General features: G+C 56.1%; 17 protein-coding genes. 10 read left to right on the top strand and 7 right to left on the bottom strand.

Annotation, left to right across the window (positions count from 1 at the left end; translation table 11 throughout):
• Positions 1-103: 103 nt before the first annotated feature.
• From DFR26_RS07260 to DFR26_RS07240, 5 genes are all read right to left on the bottom strand, one after another.
• On the bottom strand, positions 104-1,333 hold the full coding sequence (locus DFR26_RS07260; RefSeq protein WP_116208305.1) for an aspartate kinase: 1,230 nt from the start codon (positions 1,331-1,333) through the stop codon (positions 104-106).
• Between the two features lie 65 nt (positions 1,334-1,398).
• A complete protein-coding gene (gene alaS, locus DFR26_RS07255; RefSeq protein WP_116208304.1) occupies positions 1,399-4,041 on the bottom strand; it encodes an alanine--tRNA ligase in 2,643 nt (880 codons plus the stop codon).
• A 136-nt stretch (positions 4,042-4,177) separates the two neighbouring features.
• Positions 4,178-4,672 (bottom strand): regulatory protein RecX, encoded by a 495-nt coding sequence (locus DFR26_RS07250; protein ID WP_116208303.1) that lies wholly within the window; start codon positions 4,670-4,672, stop codon positions 4,178-4,180.
• A 6-nt stretch (positions 4,673-4,678) separates the two neighbouring features.
• Positions 4,679-5,728, bottom strand: coding sequence for a recombinase RecA (gene recA / locus DFR26_RS07245; RefSeq protein ID WP_116208302.1), 1,050 nt, complete (start codon positions 5,726-5,728; stop codon positions 4,679-4,681).
• An 82-nt stretch (positions 5,729-5,810) separates the two neighbouring features.
• On the bottom strand, positions 5,811-6,362 hold the full coding sequence (locus tag DFR26_RS07240; RefSeq protein ID WP_116208301.1) for a CinA family protein: 552 nt from the start codon (positions 6,360-6,362) through the stop codon (positions 5,811-5,813).
• A gap of 103 nt (positions 6,363-6,465) precedes the next feature.
• Between DFR26_RS07240 and DFR26_RS07235 the strand changes: the two genes are divergently transcribed.
• From DFR26_RS07235 to fdxA, 7 genes are all read left to right on the top strand, one after another.
• Positions 6,466-7,623, top strand: coding sequence for an iron-containing alcohol dehydrogenase (locus tag DFR26_RS07235; protein WP_116208300.1), 1,158 nt, complete (start codon positions 6,466-6,468; stop codon positions 7,621-7,623).
• Positions 7,623-8,777 (top strand): iron-containing alcohol dehydrogenase, encoded by a 1,155-nt coding sequence (locus DFR26_RS07230; RefSeq protein ID WP_116208299.1) that lies wholly within the window; start codon positions 7,623-7,625, stop codon positions 8,775-8,777. Before DFR26_RS07235 ends, DFR26_RS07230 begins: the two co-directional genes overlap by 1 nt.
• The gene (locus tag DFR26_RS07225; protein ID WP_116208298.1) at positions 8,774-9,205 is read left to right on the top strand and encodes an acyl-CoA thioesterase; all 432 of its coding nucleotides are present in this window, start codon (positions 8,774-8,776) and stop codon (positions 9,203-9,205) included. The genes DFR26_RS07230 and DFR26_RS07225 overlap by 4 nt, the downstream gene beginning before the upstream one ends.
• A gap of 39 nt (positions 9,206-9,244) precedes the next feature.
• The gene (locus DFR26_RS07220; RefSeq protein WP_116208297.1) at positions 9,245-10,705 is read left to right on the top strand and encodes an NAD-dependent succinate-semialdehyde dehydrogenase; all 1,461 of its coding nucleotides are present in this window, start codon (positions 9,245-9,247) and stop codon (positions 10,703-10,705) included.
• Positions 10,706-10,734: 29 nt separating this feature from the next.
• Positions 10,735-11,136: a DUF488 domain-containing protein gene (locus DFR26_RS07215; protein ID WP_116208296.1), complete on the top strand. Its 402-nt coding sequence runs from the start codon at positions 10,735-10,737 to the stop codon at positions 11,134-11,136.
• A 113-nt stretch (positions 11,137-11,249) separates the two neighbouring features.
• Entirely contained in the window at positions 11,250-13,871 is a 2,622-nt protein-coding gene (gene mutS / locus DFR26_RS07210) for a DNA mismatch repair protein MutS (RefSeq protein WP_116208295.1), read from the top strand.
• A 113-nt stretch (positions 13,872-13,984) separates the two neighbouring features.
• On the top strand, positions 13,985-14,308 hold the full coding sequence (fdxA, locus tag DFR26_RS07205) for a ferredoxin FdxA (protein WP_116208294.1): 324 nt from the start codon (positions 13,985-13,987) through the stop codon (positions 14,306-14,308).
• Between the two features lie 503 nt (positions 14,309-14,811).
• Here fdxA and DFR26_RS07200 read toward each other — a convergent pair.
• Both DFR26_RS07200 and DFR26_RS07195 read right to left on the bottom strand, forming a co-directional pair.
• Positions 14,812-16,446, bottom strand: coding sequence for an ATP-binding protein (locus DFR26_RS07200; RefSeq protein WP_116208293.1), 1,635 nt, complete (start codon positions 16,444-16,446; stop codon positions 14,812-14,814).
• The gene (locus tag DFR26_RS07195; protein WP_116208292.1) at positions 16,446-17,156 is read right to left on the bottom strand and encodes a response regulator; all 711 of its coding nucleotides are present in this window, start codon (positions 17,154-17,156) and stop codon (positions 16,446-16,448) included. The genes DFR26_RS07200 and DFR26_RS07195 overlap by 1 nt, the downstream gene beginning before the upstream one ends.
• Before the next feature lie 545 nt (positions 17,157-17,701).
• Here DFR26_RS07195 and DFR26_RS07190 point away from each other — a divergent pair.
• The 3 genes from DFR26_RS07190 to DFR26_RS07180 are packed head-to-tail and all read left to right on the top strand — an operon-like array spanning position 17,702 to position 22,214.
• Positions 17,702-20,548: a ribonucleoside-diphosphate reductase subunit alpha gene (locus DFR26_RS07190; protein WP_116208291.1), complete on the top strand. Its 2,847-nt coding sequence runs from the start codon at positions 17,702-17,704 to the stop codon at positions 20,546-20,548.
• Between the two features lie 25 nt (positions 20,549-20,573).
• Positions 20,574-21,902 carry a ribonucleotide-diphosphate reductase subunit beta gene (locus DFR26_RS07185; protein ID WP_116208290.1) on the top strand — a complete coding sequence of 443 codons (1,329 nt, stop codon included), beginning with the start codon at positions 20,574-20,576 and terminating at the stop codon, positions 21,900-21,902.
• A gap of 6 nt (positions 21,903-21,908) precedes the next feature.
• Positions 21,909-22,214 (top strand): hypothetical protein, encoded by a 306-nt coding sequence (locus DFR26_RS07180; protein ID WP_116208289.1) that lies wholly within the window; start codon positions 21,909-21,911, stop codon positions 22,212-22,214.
• The last annotated feature ends 19 nt before the right edge of the window (positions 22,215-22,233 follow it).

Here is a 22,233-nt window from a genome sequence, read left to right as displayed (position 1 = left end):
TCATTAGTATTTGGTCGCGAGGAGTAACGCCTCAATAATGACACCTTGGGGACACTCCTTCGCCCAGTGACACAACTCGCATACCGATTTTCAGAAACGCAGCTTATGATGCCGGCGCGTCTAAATCAAAGGCCGAATGCAACGACCGGACAGCCAGCTCTAAATATTTTTCAGCAATAACTACCGCAATTTTAATTTCTGACGTCGAAATCATTTGAATATTGATGTTTTCTTTCGCCAACACCTCAAACATTTTGCTCGCCACACCGGCATGTGAGCGCATGCCGACGCCCACCATCGACACTTTGGCAATGTCGCTGTCGGCGACAATTTCACGTGCCGACACGTCTTTGGCGACTTTTTCTAGCACGCCAATGGCCTTTTTCATGTCGCCACGCGCCACGGTGAAGGTAAAGTCAGTCGTGCTATCCGCCGAGACGTTTTGAACAATCATATCGACTTCAATATTGGCCTCACCAATGGGGCTTAGGATGCGCGAAGCAATGCCTGGAGTATCGGGCACGCCGCGCACGGTCAGTTTGGCCTCATCGCGGTTAAAGGCAATCCCGGAAATAACGGGCTTTTCCATATCGTCCTCTGCATGATCAACAGTGATTAAAGTACCCTCGCCTTCGCCAAAGCTCGACAACACACGAAGAGGCACATTGTATTTGCCGGCAAACTCTACCGAACGAATTTGCAAGACTTTCGAGCCTTGCGAGGCCATCTCCAACATTTCCTCAAAGGTGATGGTTGTGAGGCGACGCGCTTGCGGCACCACGCGCGGGTCAGTGGTGTAGACACCGTCGACATCGGTATAAATTTGACACTCGGCAGCGCCCAAAGCGGCAGCTAGCGCCACGCCGGTGGTGTCTGAGCCGCCGCGGCCCAAAGTGGTAATGTTGCCAAGCGCATCTGCGCCTTGGAAACCAGCCACCACGACCACGCGATTGGCGTCGAGGTCGGCACGAATGCGCGCATCATCAATCGACTCAATGCGCGCCTTCATGTGTGAGCTATCGGTGCGGATAGCCACCTGCGGGCCGGTATACGAGCGCGCATCAACACCAAGTTCCATGAGCGCCATCGACAGCAGCGCAATAGTAACTTGCTCACCGGTCGACAGCATCACGTCCATCTCGCGCGCCGCAGGCTCTTCACTAATAGCTTTCGCGAGGCCTATCAAGCGGTTGGTCTCGCCACTCATGGCCGATACCACCACAACAATCTGGTCGCCTTGGTCATGCCAGCGCTTCACACGCTCAGCCACGGCTTGAATGCGCTCGGGGGTACCCACCGATGTGCCACCGTATTTCTGTACAATCAACGCCATATCATTTCTCTCAACAATTCACTGCACAGCGTCAGCGTGGCTGCGCTTGTCATGTATGCCAAAGCCTAGCGCTCTGGTGCTGCCATTTTCGATGCGACATAAGCCTCAACCGAAGCCAGTGCCTGCTCTAGATTTTCTGGCTCCGTGCCACCCGCCATGGCCATATCAGGGCGACCACCGCCTTTACCGCCGACTTGCTGCGCAACAAAGCTAACTAAATCTCCGGCTTTAATCGTAGCCGTCAGCGCCTTGCTCACCATGGCAACAAGACTGACTTTGGCATCAATGACACTGGCCAATAGCACCACCGCATCGCCCAGCTGATTGCGTAATTGGTCGGCATTTTCGCGGAGTACTTTAGCATCTACGCCATCAAGACGGGCAGCTAAAACTGGCACACCAGCAACCGTAACAGTTTGAGCGGTCAAGTTTGCACCAGCTGTCGCCGCGGCTTTCGCTTTGAGTTGATCAACGGACTTCTCTAATTCTCGCTGACGCTCAAGCAACTGCTGCACCTTGCCGGTAACGCTGTCACGATTGGTTTTCACCAAGGCGGCGACCTCAGCTAAGGTTTGCTCACCTTGGTTCAGCCAAGCCATTGCTGCTAAACCGCTGCGCGCCTCAATACGCCGAACGCCGGCGGCAACGCCAGACTCACTGGTGATGCGCAGCAGGCCAATATCGCCAGTGCGCGCCACATGTGTGCCGCCGCATAATTCCACCGAAAAATTCGCCTCACCCATACTCAACACACGCACCACATCGCCGTATTTCTCGCCAAACAGCGCCATGGCGCCGCGCGTACGGGCTGTCTCGATATCAGTCAACTCGGTTTGTACTGCGGTATTACCCAATATGTGCTCATTAACGCGGGCTTCCACAGCGCGTAGTTGCTCCGGCGCTATCGCTTCAGGATGAGAAAAGTCGAAGCGCAAGTAGTCGGAGGTCACCAGTGAGCCTTTTTGCTGAACATGCTTGCCGAGAATCTCACGCAATGCCGCGTGCAATAAGTGCGTGGCCGAATGATTTCGTGCTGTCGCACGACGAGTGGCATTATCCACTTCCGCCTCAACGGCTGAGCCCTCGCGCAACACACCCTCAGTGACGAGCGCATGATGAACATGGTGCAGACCACTTTTTTTGGTATCGCGGACATCAACACGCAAGCCTTGCGCACTGATCACTCCGGCATCACCGATTTGACCGCCCGATTCGGCGTAAAATGCCGTTTTATCTAAGACAATCGCTACATTTTCGCCGACGTTAGCCTCACCCACTCGCTGACCATCACGGTATATCGCCCGCACAGTGGCCATGCTTGCGGTGTGTTCATGACCAACAAACACGGTATCGCCGTCGAGTGTGATCAAGGCATTGTAGTCAATGTCAAAGCGTGAGCTGGCCCGTGCACGCTCGCGCTGAGCGTGCATTTCTGCCTCAAAACCCGCCATGTCGAGGCTTAAGTCACGCTCGCGGGCAATATCTGCGGTTAAATCCACTGGAAAACCGTAGGTGTCATAAAGACGGAAAACTGTGGGCCCCGGAATAATCGTCCCTACCAATTCAGCCAAGTCGGCATCTAAAATCCGCAGGCCTTGCGTTAGCGTGCGAGCAAACTGCTCTTCTTCGGCCAATAGCGCCTGCGCAATGTCGGCAGCTTGCTCACGTAACTGCGGATAGGCATCACCCATTTCAGCGGCTAGTGCATCAATAATGCGAGAGAAGAATGGGCCGTTTGCACCCAATTTATTGCCGTGTCGGCAGGCTCGGCGAATAATGCGACGCAAGACATAGCCACGCCCTTCATTTGAAGGAAGAACACCATCGGCAATCAAAAAGGCGCATGAACGTATGTGGTCAGCAACCACCTTCAGTGATGCTTGGCTGTTGTTTTCACAGCCAATGGCTTGCGCTGAGGCAGCCAATAACGACTGAAACAGATCGATTTCATAATTTGCATGCACATGCTGCATGACTGCTGAAATCCGCTCCAAGCCCATGCCGGTATCCACACTCGGAGCCGGTAGCGGGTGCATCACGCCATCGGCGGTGCGATTAAACTGCATGAAGACGTTATTCCAAATTTCAATGAAGCGGTCGCCATCTTCATCGGGTGAGCCTGGCGGGCCACCGGGTATATCGGCGCCGTGATCATAGAAAATTTCACTGCAGGGTCCACAAGGGCCGGTATCGCCCATCGCCCAGAAGTTGTCAGAGGCGTATGCGCCACCTTTGTTATCACCAATGCGGATAATGCGCTCAGCCGGAACGCCAATACGCGTTTGCCAAATATCGTAGGCTTCGTCGTCGCTGGCATACACCGTCACGGTTAGCTTATCTTTGGGAATATTGAGCCACTCGGCGCTGGTTAAAAACTCCCAAGCAAAGTCAATGGCGTCTTGCTTGAAATAATCGCCAAAACTGAAGTTACCGAGCATTTCAAAAAACGTGTGATGCCGCGCGGTATAGCCAACATTTTCTAAGTCGTTATGTTTGCCGCCAGCTCGCACGCACTTTTGCGATGACACCGCACGTGTATAGCTGCGCTTATCGAGGCCAAGAAAACACTCCTTGAACTGATTCATGCCGGCGTTAGTAAACAGCAACGTGGGATCGTCGGTTGGCACCAGTGAGCTTGATGCCACACGGGTGTGACCTTTCTGCTCAAAAAACTGCAAAAAAGCTTCGCGAATATCAGCGCTTTTCATCTACCGCTCCGAACCAATTAGACCTGCCATGCATGCGCGATCGGCATACTGGCGACTGTAAATAGCCGGTGATTATAGCGTTAGTTGACTGATTTTCGCAGTAAATCCGACGTTTGAAGCGCTCGCAAGCACCAACTTAATCGCTTACAGGCGCTTTCATCGCTTCAATCGCCTGCGACAAGCTAAAGCCTCGATATTGTAAAAAGCGCACGCGCTTTGCCTGCGCTTTAGGACCATCTGCCGGTGCACTACCAAAGCGTCGATGCAGGAGTGCCGTCGCCTCAGCAACCCAGTCGACATGCTCTGTTTGCTCTGCGAGGGCCGGATGATCAGCAGCCAAACCTTTTTGCTGCAAACGCTGCGAAATAGCACGCTGTCCCCGCCCACGTAATAACTGGCTTCGGACAATGCCAGCAGCGCAACGTTGATCATCCTGCAAACCGTAGTTGCATAGCTTTGCTAAAGACTGAGCAATCAACGACTCGTCTACCGCATACATCGCAAGCTTTGCGCGCAACTCATGTTGCGTATGTTCACGACGAGTTTGCCAGGTCAGCAGTTTATTCCACACCTGTTCAGGCGTGAGCGGCTCGTCTGACGCGCCGCCACGCTTAAAACCGAAACCCGCCATAAAGGCTTAAAGACCCGCTGCCTCTACAGAATCAATCTCATCCGCATCTTCAGGCAATGCGCTGATTGGTCCAATCAATTGATCGCGAATCTGATCTTCGATCTCTTTCGCGATGGCCGGATTTTCATTCAAAAAGTTACAGGCGTTACTTTTACCCTGACCAATTTTATTGCCTTGATAGGCATACCAAGCACCGGCTTTATCAACCAGGCCGAGCTTCACACCTAAGTCGACAATCTCACCCTGACGGTTAATGCCTTGGCCATACAAAATCTGGAACTCTGCCTGCTTAAAGGGTGGGGCGACTTTGTTTTTCACCACTTTTACACGGGTCTCAGAACCCACGATTTCTTCACCCTCTTTGACCGCACCAATACGACGAATATCCATACGCACCGAGGCGTAGAACTTCAGCGCATTACCACCGGTGGTGGTCTCAGGGCTGCCAAACATGACACCAATCTTCATACGAATTTGGTTAATGAAAATCACCAAACAGTTTGAGCGCTTAATGTTGCCAGTGATTTTACGCAGCGCTTGCGACATCAGGCGGGCTTGCAAACCAACGTGGGTGTCGCCCATTTCGCCTTCAATTTCGGCACGCGGCGTGAGTGCAGCCACCGAGTCGACCACAATGATATCCACTGAGTTGGAGCGCACCAACATATCGGCAATCTCAAGCGCTTGCTCACCTGTATCGGGCTGCGATACCAGCAAATTCTCCACATCTACACCGAGCTTGCCCGCGTATTGCGGATCGAGGGCGTGCTCAGCATCAACAAACGCGGCGGTACCACCGGCGCGCTGGCATGCGGCAATCACTTGCAAGGTTAGCGTGGTTTTACCAGAGGACTCTGGGCCATAGATTTCGACAATACGCCCTTTCGGCAAACCACCAATACCCAACGCGACATCAAGCCCTAATGAGCCGGTGGAAATCGCTGGAATAGCGCCGGTAGCTGGCTGGTCGCCCAAACGCATGACGGAACCTTTACCAAATTGCTTTTCAATTTGCGCGAGCGCGGCACTCAAGGCTTTTTGTTTATTGTCGTTCATAAGGCTTAATCCTCGCGCTCAGAGCGCATTGCAAAATGAGTGAAGCACTGACGATACGCCAATGCTGTCCTTTCGTACAGTATTATGGCACACGGGTATGGGCGGCGCTAGATAACACCAAGGTATTTAATTGACTCAGGGCCCGATAAACGGTTTGACAACGCACCATGACACGCTCGCCTGGCCAGTAATTCGACTCCACAACTGTTCCCTGCGGGCCAGCCCACGCCATCCACACCAAGCCCACTGGCTTTTCCGGCGTGCCGCCACTGGGCCCTGCCACGCCACTGACCGCTACCGCCCAATCAGCACCCGAGGCAACGCGCGCGCCCTCGGCCATGGCGCGCACCACCGCCTCACTGACCGCACCATGCTCGGCAATGACCACCGCCGGCACTCCGACGAGCTGCGTTTTCGCGGCATTGCTATAGGTCACCCAACTCATATCAAACCACGCCGAGCTACCCGCCACCTCGGTGATGGCCTGCGCAATGCCACCACCCGTGCACGATTCCGCCGCACTCACGCGCAAGCCATGCGCCAATAGCGTTGACCCCAAGACGCGCGCAGCGGCAATGATTAAGGTGTTATCGCCTGCATCTATTGCCGCGCATGGGCTGAGCAGATAAGACATTTACGCTCCAAAACAGTATGCTCAAGACCAAGTTTTTCTCATCACACCGCATCAGTGTAGACGCCAAAACGGCTCATCGCGACGCCCAACCGAGGTTTTTTATATGCTTAATTTCAGCTACCGCAACCCTGTTAAAGTACTGTTTGGCGCCGGCATGATCGCGCAAATGAGCAAGGAAGTGCCCGCCAACGCACGCGTGCTGGTGACCTACGGCGGCGGCAGCGTGAAAACCACCGGCACGCTCGATGAAGTCAAAGCCGCGCTCGGCGAGCGTCATATTATTGAATTTGGCGGCATCGAGCCCAACCCCAGCTTCGAGACACTCATGCAGGCCGTCAAGCTCGGTCGCCGCGAAAACGCCGACTATATTGTCGCCGTTGGTGGCGGCTCAGTGATGGACGGCAGCAAATTCATCGCCGCCGCCATTCATCACGATGGCGAGCCCATGGACATCCTCAAAACCCGTGGACGCGCCGTCACACAGGCACTACCCCTAGGCGTGGTGGTCACGCTCGCGGCCACCGGCTCCGAGACCAATAGCGGCGCGGTCGTGACCATTCGCGCCACACACAGCAAAATGGCCTTCAGCAACCCGCTACTCTATCCGCAATTTGCTGTGATGGACCCAGCCAAAACCCTGACTCTGCCCAAGCGCCAAGTAGGCAATGGCGTGGTCGATGCCTTCGTACACGTGGTCGAGCAATACCTGACCTATCCGGTCGATGGCAAAATTCAAGACCGTTTCGCCGAGGGCATTTTGCTGACGCTCATTGAGGATGGCCCGCGCGCTTTTAGCGAACCCGACAATGTCGATGTCCGCGCCAACCTGATGTGGGCCGCCAGCCAAGCGCTCAATGGCCTCATTGGTGCCGGCGTGCCGCAAGATTGGTCCACACACATGATTGGCCACGAGCTCACCGCGCTGCACGGCCTCGACCACGCGCAAACCCTCGCCGTGGTGCTGCCAGCCATGCTGCACACGCAGCGCGAGGCGAAGCAGGCGAAACTGCTGCAATACGCCGAGCGCGTTTGGGGCATCAATGTTGGTACACCCGATGAACGCATCAGCGCCGCCATTGAGCGCACCCGCGAATTCTTCGAGCGCCTCGGTGTCGCCACCACCTTGAGTGCCTACGACCTAGGCGTACAACACATCGACGCGCTCATTGAGCAATTGCAAGCCCACGGCATGGTCAAACTCGGCGAGCGCCAAACCATCACGCCCGAAGTCAGCCGCCAGGTCCTAGAGGCCGCGCTTTAATGGCCAGCTTTAACTTCGAGACCAGCCCGCGCATCGTCTGCGAGCAAGGCAGTGCAGGCCGCATCGGTGCGCTCGCTCAAGGCCTCAACGCCACGCATGTGTTTATTGTCACCGATGCGTTTTTGCACAGCAGCGGCTTAACCAGCGGCTTGCTAAAAGGCCTCAATGAGGCGGGCCTCAAATACACCTTATATACCGACGTGCTCGCCGATCCGCCCGAGGCCAGCGTGCAAGCCGCGGTGGCCCACGCCGCCGGCAGTGGCGCTGATGCCGTCATTGGTTTTGGTGGCGGCAGCGCCATGGACACCGCTAAGCTCGTGGCATTGCTCGTGCGCACGCCGCAAGACATTCCCAGCATTTATGGCGTGGATGTGGCGCGCGGCCCACGCCTGCCACTCATTCAAGTGCCAACCACCGCCGGCACCGGCTCTGAAGTCACGCCCATCAGCATTCTCACCACGCCCACCGACGAGAAAAAGGGCGTAGTCTCCAGCTGCCTCTACCCGGATATCGCCGTGCTCGACAGCACGCTGACGCTCGGCCTACCCGCCGCCATTACCGCCGCGACCGGCATCGATGCCATGGTCCACGCCATTGAGGCCTACACCAGCCGTCACAAGAAAAATCCACTCTCCGATGCCCTCGCGCTGCAGGCCTTAAAAGCCCTGCACGATAACATCCGCACGGTGCTCGCCGAACCCACCAATGCCGATGCCCGCGAAGCCATGCTGATGGGCTCGCTGTTTGCTGGCATGGCCTTTGCCAATGCGCCGGTGGCCGCCGTTCATGCCCTCGCCTATCCGCTCGGTGGCCGCTACCACTTGCCGCATGGCCTCACCAATGCCCTCGTGCTGAGCCCGGTGCTGCGCTTTAATCGGCCCGCCGCCGCGCGCCATTATGCCGAGCTCGAGCGCGCACTCGACCCCAGCGCCAGCCGCGATGACGAGCCAGCCTCCATTGCGTTTATTGAGCGCATGTGCGCCTTGGTCGCCGAGATGCCGTTTTCACACACCTTAAGCGGCAATGGCGTGCGCGAAGCCGATCTGCCGCTGTTAGCGCAAGATGCCATGGCCGTGCAGCGCTTGCTCATCAATAACCCGCGCGAGGTCACGCTCGCCGATGCCCTGGCAATCTATGAGTCGGTGTACGCATGAGCAATCCCAACACCCGCGCCAGCTACAAGCATCTGCTGACCATGCCCACGCGTTGGATGGACAACGATATTTATGGCCACGTCAACAACGTCAACTACTACAGCTTTTTCGACACCGCAGTAAATCGCTACCTCATCGATGCCGGCGTGCTCGACATTCATCACGGTCGCGAAATCGCTTTTGTGGTGGAGACGCAGTGCAATTATTTAGCGCCGATTGCCTTCCCCGACAGCATCACCGCCGGCGTGCGCGTGGCGCATTTGGGCACCCGCAGTGTGCGCTATGAAATCGGTTTATTTCGCAATGACGCCGACACGCCGGCCGCCGTGGGGCATTTCGTCCATGTCTATGTCGACCGCGCCAGCAGCCAGTCAGTGGCTATTCCTGAGGCCACGCGCGCGGCGCTGCTGCCGCTGCTGGTGAGCTGAGCTCGGTTTAGCGGCCATCTTAAAATCCCGGAGATTCCCATGGCATTTACCAACCCTTTGCTGCGCCAACAGGCCTTTATCAACGGCCAATGGCTGTCTGCTGACTCCGGCGCCACGCACGCCATCGACAACCCGGCCACCGGCGAGATCATCGCGCAGGTACCCGATATGGGCGCCAGCGAGACCGCGCAGGCCATCGCGGCGGCCGAACGCGCGCTGCCAGCATGGCGGGCGCTGCCGGCGAAATCGCGCAGTCAGATTCTCAAGCGCTGGTTCGATCTGATCATCAGCCATCAAGAAGATCTCGCCCAGCTGATGACCGCCGAGCAAGGCAAGCCCTTGGCCGAGTCGCGCGGCGAAGTCGCCTACGGCGCGTCATTTATCGAATGGTTTGCCGAAGAGGGTAAGCGTGCCTATGGCGATGTGATTCCCGGTCCCACGCCCGATCGCCGCTTAATCGCGCTCAAGCAGCCGATTGGCGTGACCGCCGCCATCACGCCGTGGAACTTTCCCATCGCCATGATTACGCGCAAAGTCGCGCCCGCCTTGGCGGTCGGCTGTACCTCGGTGGTCAAACCGGCCGAAGCCACGCCGCTGTGCGCGCTGGCCTTGGCTTATCTGGCCCAACAAGCCGGCCTGCCCGATGGCGTGTTCAATGTCATCACCACCGCGCATGCCGCCAGCGTCGGCGATGTGCTCACGCAAAGCCCGGTGGTGCGCAAATTATCGTTTACCGGCTCCACGGCAGTCGGCAAAAAGCTCATGGCTGCCTGTGCCGACACCGTCAAACGCGTGTCGCTGGAACTTGGCGGCAATGCGCCGTTTATTGTCCTCGAAGACGCCGATCTTGATGCCGCCGTGCAAGGCGCATTGGCCTCAAAATACCGCAACGCCGGGCAAACCTGCGTCTGCGCCAACCGCTTTTTAGTGCATGACAGCATCTACGATGCCTTTGCCGCAAAGCTGCAGGCCGCCGTGGCCAAATTTGTCGTCGGCGACGGCACCGACGAGCACACGACCATTGGCCCATTAATTAATGCCGCGGCGGTCGACAAAGTTGAGCGTCTGGTCAATGACAGCATTGCCGCCGGCGCCACACTGGCCATGGGCGGTGCGCGTCATGCGCGTGGCGGCAATTTCTACCAACCCACGGTGCTCCTCGAGGTCGATAACGCTATGCCGATCGCTCAGCAAGAGAGCTTCGGCCCGGTCGCCCCGCTTATTCGCGTGCGCGATGCGGACCACGCCGTGGCACTGGCCAACGCCACGCAAGCCGGCCTCGCCGCCTACCTGTATGGCCGCGATTTAAAACAAATCTGGTCGGTGGCTGAGCGCCTCGAATACGGCATGGTCGGCATCAACGAGGGCATTATTTCTAACGAAATGGCGCCCTTTGGCGGCGTCAAAGAGTCCGGGTTGGGCCGCGAAGGCTCGAAATACGGCCTCGATGAGTATTTAGAGACGCAGTATTTATGTCTCGGCGGCATGAACGAGCGCTAACGCAGACTCATCGCAATAAGGAGGCGGCCATGGTGAACATCAAGCGCGTATACGAGCCCGCCAGCCCCTCCGATGGCCGCCGCATTTTTGTCGACCGCCTATGGCCGCGCGGCGTGAGCAAACACGACCTAATCTTCGATGACTGGTGCAAAGATGCCGCACCCAGCCCCGCGCTGCGCACCTGGTATGGCCATCGCGAAGAACGCTTTGAGGCGTTTAGCCAGCGCTATCGCCAAGAGCTCAATGCCGAGCCGGGGCATTGGATGCCCATCCTCGGTTTCGCGCAAGATGGCCCCATCACGCTAATTTTTGCCGCCCGCAACCCAGCCACATCACACGCGCGCGTGCTCGCAGACTTCCTCGAAGAGGCGCTCGATAAGCAGCAGGACGCAAACTCGCCGGTCTGTTACGCGACGCAATTTCCGCACTGAGCACCGCCAACGTTTACGTTAGTCGCCGCTGCCGGGGTTTGCTATCCTGCACATCTTTGTCATTGGCCGCTCGCCCATAGCGTCGGCCCGCAATCCGCAGGCCTAACGCATTCATGAGCAGCGACAACGCCCAACACACCCCCATGATGCAGCAGTACCTTCGCATCAAAGCCGAGCACCCCAATGAGCTGGTGTTCTATCGCATGGGCGATTTTTACGAGCTGTTTTTCGATGACGCCAAAAAAGCTGCGCGCCTGCTCGACATCACGCTGACCGCGCGCGGCAAGTCCGCGGGCGCGCCGATTGCCATGGCCGGCATTCCGTATCATGCCGCGGAGAACTATATTGCTCGCCTCATCCGCCACGGGGAGTCAGTGGTGGTCTGCGAGCAGGTCGGCGAACCCGGCGCGCAAAAAGGCCCAATGGAGCGCCAAGTCGCGCGCGTGGTCACGCCCGGCACCGTCAGCGATGACGCCTTTCTCGATGAGCGCCGCGACACACTACTAGCGGCGCTAGTGTGTCTCAATTCACGCTGGGGCTTGGCTTATTTGGACATGGCCAGCGGTCGCTTTAATGTGCAGGAGCTCGCCGACCTAGAGGCCGTGCTCGGTGAGCTTGCGCGCATCCAGCCCGCTGAACTGCTCTACCCTGAAGATGTGGCGTGGCGCGATCAGCTTGAAGGCCAACGCGGTCTGCGCGCTCGCCTGCCCTGGCACTTTGATCGCGACAGCGGCCATCGCCAGCTCTGCCAGCAATTTGCTGTGCATGATTTACAAGGCTTTGGCTGCGAGACGATGCCCAGCGCTATTGCCGCCGCTGGCGCGCTGCTGGTTTACGCCCGCGAGACCCAGCGCAATGCGCTGCCGCATTTACGTGGCATCCAAGTCGATAACGCCCACGATATGCTCGCGCTCGATGCCGCCACACGCCGCAATCTCGAACTCACCCACACCCTCGCCGGCGACACGCGCAGCACCTTGGCTGGCATTCTCGATCAAACGCGCTCGGCCATGGGCAGCCGCCTGTTGCGGCGTTGGTTGCACCAGCCCATTCGCCGGCGCGAGGTGCTGCTCTGGCGTCAGCAGGCCATCGATGAGCTCATCAGTGACCATGCCTGGGATGCACTTACCCAGCCTTTAGCCGATATGGGCGATGGCGAACGCGTGCTCTCGCGCGTGGCATTGCGCAGTGCACGCCCGCGCGATCTGGCCCGCCTGCGCGACTTACTCGCACTCATCCCCGAGTTTTCGGCCTGGCTCAGCATGCGCCACGCCACGCGCCTTCAAACCTTAGCCACGCATATTGCCCCGCAACCGGCGCTCGCCGAGCTTTTGCAACGTGCCGTGGTTGAGGCGCCGCCGGCGGTCTTGCGTGATGGCGGTGTCATTGCCGATGGCTTCGATGCCGATCTCGATGAGCTCCGCGGCTTGAGCAGCAACGCCGGCGATTACTTACTCGCGCTGGAGGCCAAAGAGCGCGAAAACTCAGGCATTGCAACGCTGAAAATTGGCTATAACCGAGTCAGTGGCTACTACTTTGAGCTTTCGCGCTTACAAGCCGAGCAAGCGCCGGCGCATTTTATTCGCCGACAAACACTGAAAAATGTCGAGCGCTACATCACGTCGGAGCTCAAGGCGTTTGAAGATAAGGCATTGTCGGCCTCGGCACGCGCCTTGGCGCGCGAAAAGCAGCTGTTCGAAGACCTGCTCGATGCCATCACGGCCAAGCTCACGCCGCTGCAAGCCCTCTGCGAGGCCTTGGCGGAGCTTGATGCGCTGGTGTGCTTGGCCGAGCGCGCCGACACCCTCAACTGGGTATGCCCAACGCTGTTAGAAACCCCTGGCCTGATGATTGAAGCGGGCCGCCACCCCGTGGTCGAGCGCCTGCTCAGCGAACCCTTCACAGCCAATGACCTGCGCCTAGACGACGATCAGCGCATGCTGGTGGTCACTGGCCCCAACATGGGCGGTAAATCCACCTATATGCGGCAAACCGCGCTGATTGTCCTGCTCGCACACATGGGCAGCTATGTGCCCGCCAGCGCCGCACACATCGGCCCGGTCGACCGCATCTTCACGCGTATTGGCTCATCGGATGATCTCGCCTCTGGTCGCTCCACCTTTATGGTCGAGATGACCGAAGCCGCCACGATTTTGCATAACGCCACGCCCAACAGCTTAGTCATCATGGATGAAATTGGTCGGGGCACCAGCACCTTCGATGGTCTGTCGCTGGCCTGGGCCGCCGCTGAGTATCTGGCCATGCAGTGTCGCTCATTGAGCTTATTTGCCACGCACTATTTCGAGCTCACCGCTCTGCCCGACTTGCTTGACGGCGTTGCCAATGTGCATTTGGCCGCTGCTGAGCACGATGGCCATGTGGTGTTTTTACATGCCGTGAAACCCGGCCCGGCCAGCCAAAGCTATGGCCTGCAAGTCGCGCAACTCGCCGGTGTGCCGGCTGAGGTCATCAGCCGGGCGCGTGAACGCTTGAGCGTACTGGAATCACAGAGCGTGAGCCTTCGCCAGAGCGCCGCCAGCCCCATCGAGGCCCCAGCGAGCGCTTCGCCAAATGCCGTGCCGGTGCAACCCCACCGCAGTCGCTCGCCGCAGCCGGATTTGTTTGCCACCAATCAACCGAGCGCGGTGGAGCTGTCATTGCGCGATATCGATCCCGACAACCTTAGCCCGCGTGAGGCGCTAGCGCTCGTCTACGCGCTGAAAAAGCAGCTCTAGATGCGCGATGTATCAGCGTTGTTGATTCAATTGCTCAGCTCGACTCAATTGCCACACACAAGCGGCATCAGTAAACTACGCGCTGATTGATTAGCCTCTGGGACTGCTTAGCCATGACATTTGTCGTTACCGAAAACTGCATCAAGTGCAAATACCAAGACTGCGTGGAAGTTTGCCCAGTGGATTGCTTTTATGAAGGCCCGAACTTTTTAGTAATTCACCCGGACGAATGCATCGATTGCGCGCTATGTGAGCCTGAGTGCCCCGCCAACGCCATCTTCTCGGAAGATGAGTTACCGGCCGATCAAAAAGAGTTCATTAAGATCAATGCGGATTTGGCACAAGTCTGGCCTAACATCACCGAAATTGGTGAGCGCCCAGCCGATGGCAAAGAGTGGGATGGCAAGCCCAACAAGCTGGCTTTGCTTGAGCGCTAAACCGCTGTAGAGAAGAAACAAAAAAGGAGCCTTAAGGCTCCTTTTTTATGGTCGCATCATCCATGTTCGACCGCGTCCGTGTTTAATTCCTTGGAAAATTACATCCTGCATTCTTCCTATGCACACTCCGTGTGCTCACCTAATCCATCAGGTGGCGTCCTGACAAGCTTGGATATTAGTGACTTAAATAACTGACACAATAGGTCAGGTAATCCAACCTATGGTGGATATAAAAAATAGACTTAACATTCAATAACATAAAAAAACGGGCGCGTAACACTGAGAAATAATAAGCAAATAAAGTGAAATAAACTACACGCCAAGTAGGCTAATGCTTACAAAAAAAAGGCTCACATCATGTGAGCCCTGAAAAAACGATCATTGTTACAGCACACCGTTGTCGTCATCCTGTGAGATTAAACGCCAAGTCATCGTTGCGGTTGACAGTATAATCAGTCAAAAAACTGTCGCCTACGAGACGAGATGTGTTGGTTTTTGTAGCGTTATGTTAATGCATTATGACGACCGCTCGGCTTCACCGGCCAACGCATGACAAAACGTGCGCCGCCCAGCTGCCTGCTAGCTTCAACACGTATCGTACCTTCAAACCAGTGCACAATGCGGCTGACAATCGATAGGCCAAGTCCATAGCCACCCGTGCTGCGCGTGCGGCTGTCATCTAAACGCGTAAATGGCTCAAAAACTCGCTCACGCTGTGCTTCTGGAATACCCGGGCCATCATCCTCAACCCATAGCTCAACACTGTCGCCATCACGCCGAAGCGTCACGCGCACATCATGATCTGCATAGCGCAGCGCATTGCCGACCAAGTTTTGAATCACGCGATGAGCGTAGCGCTCAACACTCTGGATCACCAAGCCGTCATCGATCACTACGGTGAGCTTGGCTGGCTTGCCTAAGGCTTGCGTTTCACGCGCAATACGCTCAAGCAGCGCGTTCATATCAAGCGCTTCGAAATCAAGCTGTGGCCGACTTTGCTGAAGATTGGCGTAAGTCAGAATCTCATCAATTAACTGATTGAGCTGATCAATATCTTCATCGAGCAAATCGAGTTGTCGAAAACGATCTTCTTCATCTGGCGAACCCGCCATCATTTCCATGCCAAAGCGCAGCCGAGCCAATGGGGTGCGCAGCTCATGCGAGACGGCTTGTGTTAACTCGCGCTGAGAATCCAGCAGGCGCTTGATGTGTGAGGTCATGTGATTAAGCGTTTCGGCTAGCCGACCAATCTCGTCGACACTGTCGACGGTGGCACGTGCCATGAGATCGCCCTCGCGCAAGCGCTGCACGGTACTGCTCAGCGCCAACAACTTCACCTCAAAGTTATGAATTACCCAATACGAACCGAGGGTAATAAATAGCAGCGCCAAGACAATCGCCAGCACTAGACCTTGAAACGGTAGTGGATCAAATAGCGAGAATGGGCCGAGCACAAGCACTTGCCCTGGGCTACTTTGACTCGGTGCAAAGACGCTCATTGCCGAGCGCTCACCGCTCGAAGAGAGCTCGCCAAAACTCACAACAATTTCATCTTGCTCGAGGCGCAAGCGCTGGTCACGGTCAAGGCGCACTTGCTTAAGCGGCACCAATGCCATGGGAAAACCGACAAATGGCGCAAGGGTTTTAAGCCGCAACGCTTCTTGATCTGGGTAGTTCGCTAAATCTTCGAGATAAAAATTTGCCGCCGCGCGCGCCTGCTGCTCGCCAATGCCGGCGATGCGCGTCGCCAAGTACGATGGTTTACCGGGCAAGGGCACACGGATATAGACATCGCTGCCTTTACCGCTAGAGCGCACCACGGTGTAGCCCTGCGCGAGACGAGTTTGCTCGTGATTACTGAGCTCGATAGGTAAAGCCGAGAGCAAGCGCATGGGCGCATCAAGCAGTAAAGATGCGTCCTGCAGCCATAAAGCACGCTGGTCTACCTGCTGTCTGGCAACAGCAATCGCCGTGATGTGAAACACGGCCGTGGACATTTGCTCCGTGTATTCTTGCGCGCGCTGTTTGTTAGCCCAGTGCATCGTAAGATAAGCAATAAGGCTAACGGCCACCACAACGACAAGAATGCCGCCATAAATCCCGACAAAGATACTTTTCGGGCGAAAGACACGCAGCATTAAGCGGTGCCGCCATCCTTAACAAATAAATAGCCTTTGCTGCGCACCGTTTTAATAATGCGCGGACTATCAGGATCATCGCCAATTTTGGGGCGAATACGGGAAATACGCACATCAATAGAGCGGTCTTGACCGTCGTATTCAATGCCACGCAATTTCGAGAAAATATCTTCACGCGAGAGTGTTTTGCCAGCGCTTGAGGCCAGCAGCCACAGCAAGTCGTATTCGGCACTGGTAAAGTCGACCAAATCACCCGCCAAGGTTACGGAGCGTGCGCCGTTGTCGATCACCAGCTCACCAAAACTGATGCGCTGAGCGGTGGACTCCGAGCTCTCACCACGCCGCAGTTGCGCGCGAATACGAGCCAGCAATACGCGTGGCTGTACAGGTTTGGGCACGTAGTCATCGGCGCCCATTTCAAGGCCTAAGACTTGATCCATATCATCTGTACGGGCGGTCAGCATGATAATCGGCTTATTGAACTGGCCCCGCACTTCGCGGCACACCGTTAGGCCATCAGCGCCGGGCAGCATCACGTCGAGTACAACTAAGTCGGGTTGCTCATCAATAATGCGGCGAATAGCACGCTGGCCATCACCCTCAATGCTCACCTCTAAACCGTTACGAATCAGGTATTCCTGGGTCAATTCGGCTAAGCGCTGATCGTCTTCTACAATCAAAATTTTCGGCGGCGCTTCGTGAGATGCCATGCCTGTGCTCCCCTTTTTATTTTGTGTTAACTAAAGCACGCGCAGTGCAATTACCTTAGTACGATCAAACGTATTGTGGGTGGAGTTTATACCGTTTTGTAAACAATCACATACTGACAAACGTGGCATTTGGGCGACGAATGAACAAGCATCCGAGCCACGGCACCTGACATCAAAAACACAATATCTAGTGTTTTGGCCTAAGTCACTCATATTTCAACAAAACTTCAGTTATCCCTAGGGATACCCGCAAGCTATACACAACTTATCCACAGATTTGTTGCGCGTCAAGCCAAGCAAAACACACCATCTAGTGTGCCAAATGCATTTCAAAACACAATATATAGCGTATTTTTTGTAAAAACACTGGACAGACACCGCCCTCAAGCGTTCTTATACACACCAGTTGCTTGCGGCCATGTGATCTTCAGCGAACACGCTGACTAGCCAATAGCTACACCACATAACCACAAGATCTAGTGATCGACAGTGCGTTTACTGTCATTTTCAGGCCGCACCCCCTGTGCCCTGGCGTCGAGGAACTTATGCAAACAGACATTTTCGCGGAAGCCCCCCCAGCAACAACCCAACCCAGCGCCCCCGCCGCGCCCGGCCAACTGCGCGTCATCAAGCGCAATGGCACCGTGGTCGGCTATGACGACAACAAAATTGCGCTAGCCATCAGCAAGGCCTTTTTAGCCATTGAAGGCTCGGCAGCGGCCAATTCCAGCCGTATCCATGAGACCGTGGCGCAGCTCACCACGTTGGTGTCGGCGACCTTTAAGCGCCGCATGCCCAGTGGCGGCATGGTGCACATTGAAGAGATTCAAGACCAAGTTGAACTGGCCTTGATGCGCTCTGGCGAACAGAAAATTGCTCGCGCCTACGTGCTTTACCGCGATGAGCGTGCCCGCGCCCGCGATGTCGACATGCCCAGCGCCACCAAGCATCACCCCACTCTGCACGTGCTAAAAGCCGATGGCAGCCGCCACCTGCTCGACCTTGGTCGCCTAGAGGCCTTAGTCAGCAACGCCTGCGAAGGCTTGAGCGGCGTTGAACCACAAGCCATTGTCGAAGACACTCTGCGCAACCTTTATGATGGCGCCGCAGAGGCCGACATCAACAATGTCTTGGTCATGTGCGCCCGCGTGATGATTGAGCAAGAGCCCAATTACACCTACGTAACTGCACGCTTACTGCTCGACCATCTGCGCAGTGAAGGCTTGTCGTTTATGGGTATTGCGGAGCTCGCCTCGCAAGCCGAGATGAGCCAGTACTACCCGCAAGCATTGCCGGTCTACATCACCCGTGGCATCGAATTAGAGCTGCTCGATCCTGCGCTGGCCAGCTATGACATGGCACGCCTCGGCGCGGCCTTAAAGCCCGAGCGTGACTTCCAGTTCACCTACCTCGGCTTGCAAACGCTCTATGATCGTTATTTCTTACACAGCAATGACATCCGTTTCGAGTTGCCACAAATTTTCTTCATGCGCGTCGCCATGGGTTTGGCCATGCAGGAAACCGGCGATCGCGAAGCGCGCGTCATCGAGTTCTATGACCTGATGTCGAGCTTCGACTACATGGCCTCCACGCCCACGCTATTTAACGCCGGCACGCTGCGGCCGCAGCTCTCCAGCTGCTACCTGACCACCATCCCCGATGACCTACACGGCATTTATGGCTCTATCCAAGACAACGCCATGCTGTCGAAATGGGCCGGCGGCCTCGGCAATGACTGGACTCCCGTGCGTGCCCTCGGCGCCTACATCAAAGGCACTAACGGTAAATCGCAAGGCGTCGTGCCCTTCCTAAAAGTCGCCAATGACACCGCTGTTGCCGTCAACCAAGGCGGCAAGCGCAAAGGTGCGGTCTGCGCCTACTTGGAAACTTGGCACTTAGACATCGAAGAATTTGTTGAGCTGCGCAAAAACACCGGCGATGACCGTCGCCGCACGCACGACATGAATACCGCCAATTGGGTGCCTGACTTATTCATGAAGCGCGTCTTCGATGGCGGCGAATGGACATTGTTCTCACCCTCCGATGTACCCGATCTGCATGACCTCTACGGCAAAGCCTTCGAGCAGCGTTACACCGAATACGAGCGCCAATGCGACAACGGCCAAATGCGTTTATTTAAGCGTATTCAAGCAAAAGACTTGTGGCGCAAAATGCTCTCCATGCTGTTTGAAACAGGCCATCCATGGATCACCTTCAAAGACGTTTGCAACCTACGCTCGCCGCAGCAGCACGTTGGCGTGGTGCACTCATCGAACCTGTGTACCGAGATCACCCTGAACACCAGCAAAGATGAAATCGCAGTGTGTAACTTGGGCTCGGTGAACCTGGTCAATCACGTCTCCGAGACAGGTCTGGATCAAGCCAAGCTGCGTCGCACCGTGCGTACCGCGGTGCGTATGCTCGATAACGTTATCGACATTAACTATTACGCGGTGGAAGCGGCTCGTACCTCCAATATGCGCCATCGCCCGGTAGGCATGGGCATCATGGGCTTCCAAGATGCGCTCTATAAGCAAAAGCTCGCCTATGCTAGCGATGACGCCGTAACCTTTGCCGATCGCTCCATGGAAGCGATTAGCTATTACGCCATTGAGGCCTCAAGCGAGTTAGCCGGTGAGCGTGGCCGCTACTCGACATTCGATGGCTCACTGTGGAGCCGCGGTGTGCTGCCCATCGACTCGCTATGGGCGCTTGCGGAGCATCGTGGCGCCGAATACGTGGAAGTCGATTTCAGCCAAACGCTAGATTGGGCAACCCTGCGCGAGCAAGTCAAAACCGTCGGCATGCGCAACTCCAACGTCATGGCGATTGCGCCAACCGCGACCATCTCAAATATCTGCGGTGTCTCGCAGTCGATTGAGCCGACCTACCAAAACCTCTACGTGAAATCCAACCTCTCCGGTGAGTTCACGGTGGTCAATCCCTACCTCGTGCATGAGCTAAAAGCCCGCGGTCTGTGGGATCCGGTCATGGTCAATGACCTAAAGTATTACGAGGGTTCGGTGCAAAAACTCGAGCGCATCCCGGCCGATATGAAAGCCATTTACGCCACCGCGTTTGAGATTGAGCCACGCTGGTTAGTCGATGCTGGCTCACGTCGTCAGAAATGGATTGATCAGGCGCAATCGCTGAACTTGTACTTGGCAGAAGCCTCGGGCAAGAAGCTCGATATCACCTATCGCATGGCTTGGTATCGCGGTTTAAAAACCACGTACTACCTCCGTGCCATTGGCGCCACGGCCGCTGAGAAGTCTACTGTTTCAGACGGCGCGCTAAATGCGGTGAAAGCCCAAATTGAAGACATGGTAGTAGCAGCACCTGTGCCACTGGCCTGCTCTATCGATAACCCAGACTGCGAAGCCTGCCAATAAGGTCTAAGCTCTAGGAGATACGCATATGATTAGTTGGGATGATTTTAATGCAGACGAGAAGCCCACTGCGCAAGCACCGGTTACGCCGACAAGAACTGCGCCGCCAGCTCAGGACACAGCAACTGAGGCGCCAGCAGCAGTGGTTTCTGCTGCGCCACCTGCAGCCGGATCTGCCCCTCGTGGACTTGAGGCCCCTGCTGCCATCGTCACTGAGGCCATCGCGCGCGTAAATCATGGCGCCCGTGATGCCGTAGAAGGCTCGGCGCACGAGCGCGCCGCGCAAGCATTGGCTGAACTCGACCCGGCACCCGGCTTAGAAGACTTGGAGATGGGCGCTGAGCGCATCCGCGTGGATGACAAGCGCATGATCAACTGCCGCGCCGATCTTAACCAGCTCGTGCCGTTCAAATACGAATGGGCTTGGCAGAAGTACCTCGATGGCTGCGCCAACCACTGGATGCCACAAGAAGTGAATATGTCGAAAGACGTCTCCATGTGGAAATCAGGTGATGGCCAGCTCACCGAAGACGAACGCCTGATCGTCATGCGTTCATTGGGCTTTTTCTCCACTGCCGATTCACTGGTGGCGAACAACTTGGTGCTGGCTCTCTATCGCCACATCACCAACCCCGAGTGCCGCCAGTACTTGCTGCGCCAAGCCTTTGAAGAAGCCATCCACACCCATGCCTATCAGTACTGCATTCAGTCGCTGGGCATCGATGAGGGCGAAGTCTTCAATATGTACCGCGAAGTGCCGAGCGTGGCGCGTAAAGCCGCCTGGGGCCTGAAGTACACGCAATCGTTGAGCGACCCGACATTTAAAACCGGCACCGTTGAAAACGATCAGCGCCTGCTGCGCAACCTCATCGCCTTTTATTGCGTGCTCGAAGGCACCTTCTTCTATTGTGGCTTCACGCAAATTTTGTCGATGGGTCGCCGCAATAAAATGACCGGCGTTGCCGAACAGTTCCAATACATCCTGCGCGATGAATCCATGCACGTGAATTTCGGCATCGATGTCATCAACCAGATCAAAAACGAAAATCCACAGCTGTGGACAAAGGCGTTCCAACAAGAAGCCACGCAAATGATCTTGGAAGGCACGCAGCTCGAAGTCGAATACGCCCGAGACACCATGCCACGCGGCGTGCTCGGCATGAACGCCGCCATGATGGAAGAGTATCTGCACTATATTGCCAACCGCCGCCTTGTGCAGCTAGGCTTACCCGAACAGTTCCCGGGCGTAAAAAATCCCTTCCCATGGATGTCTGAAATCATGGACTTACGCAAGGAAAAGAACTTCTTCGAAACCCGTGTCACCGAGTATCAAACCGGTGGTGCCCTTGCTTGGTAATGACCTATGAAACGGCTGATTAGTGTTGCATTAGTAATTTTGGTGGCGTTTGCTGGTTTTCGTTGGTGGCAAGCCAGCCAAACGACTGATGCACCCGAGCCAGCCGTGGATACCCTGGCTATTCCTGAGCAAGCGACTGATTCTGAAGCGCTGGCGCTGACACAAGAATCTGTTGATGCCTTGAAAAGTGAGAATGACGAGCTCGCCTCGCGGATTGCCGATCTTGAGCAGCAGGCCGATGATGCGCAACAGCTCATTGATCTAAAAACCGCTCGTCTGCAAGAGCTAGCAGAAAAACCTAGCGCTGAGTAAGTTGGGGCTTCAGTAAAGC

It is taken from the genome of Paraperlucidibaca baekdonensis (assembly GCF_003387535.1).
Taxonomy (GTDB): Bacteria; Pseudomonadota; Gammaproteobacteria; order Pseudomonadales; family Moraxellaceae; genus Perlucidibaca; species Perlucidibaca baekdonensis.
The sequence above is the reverse complement of the archived record's forward strand: the minus strand, read 5'-3'. Positions and strand labels throughout refer to the sequence as shown.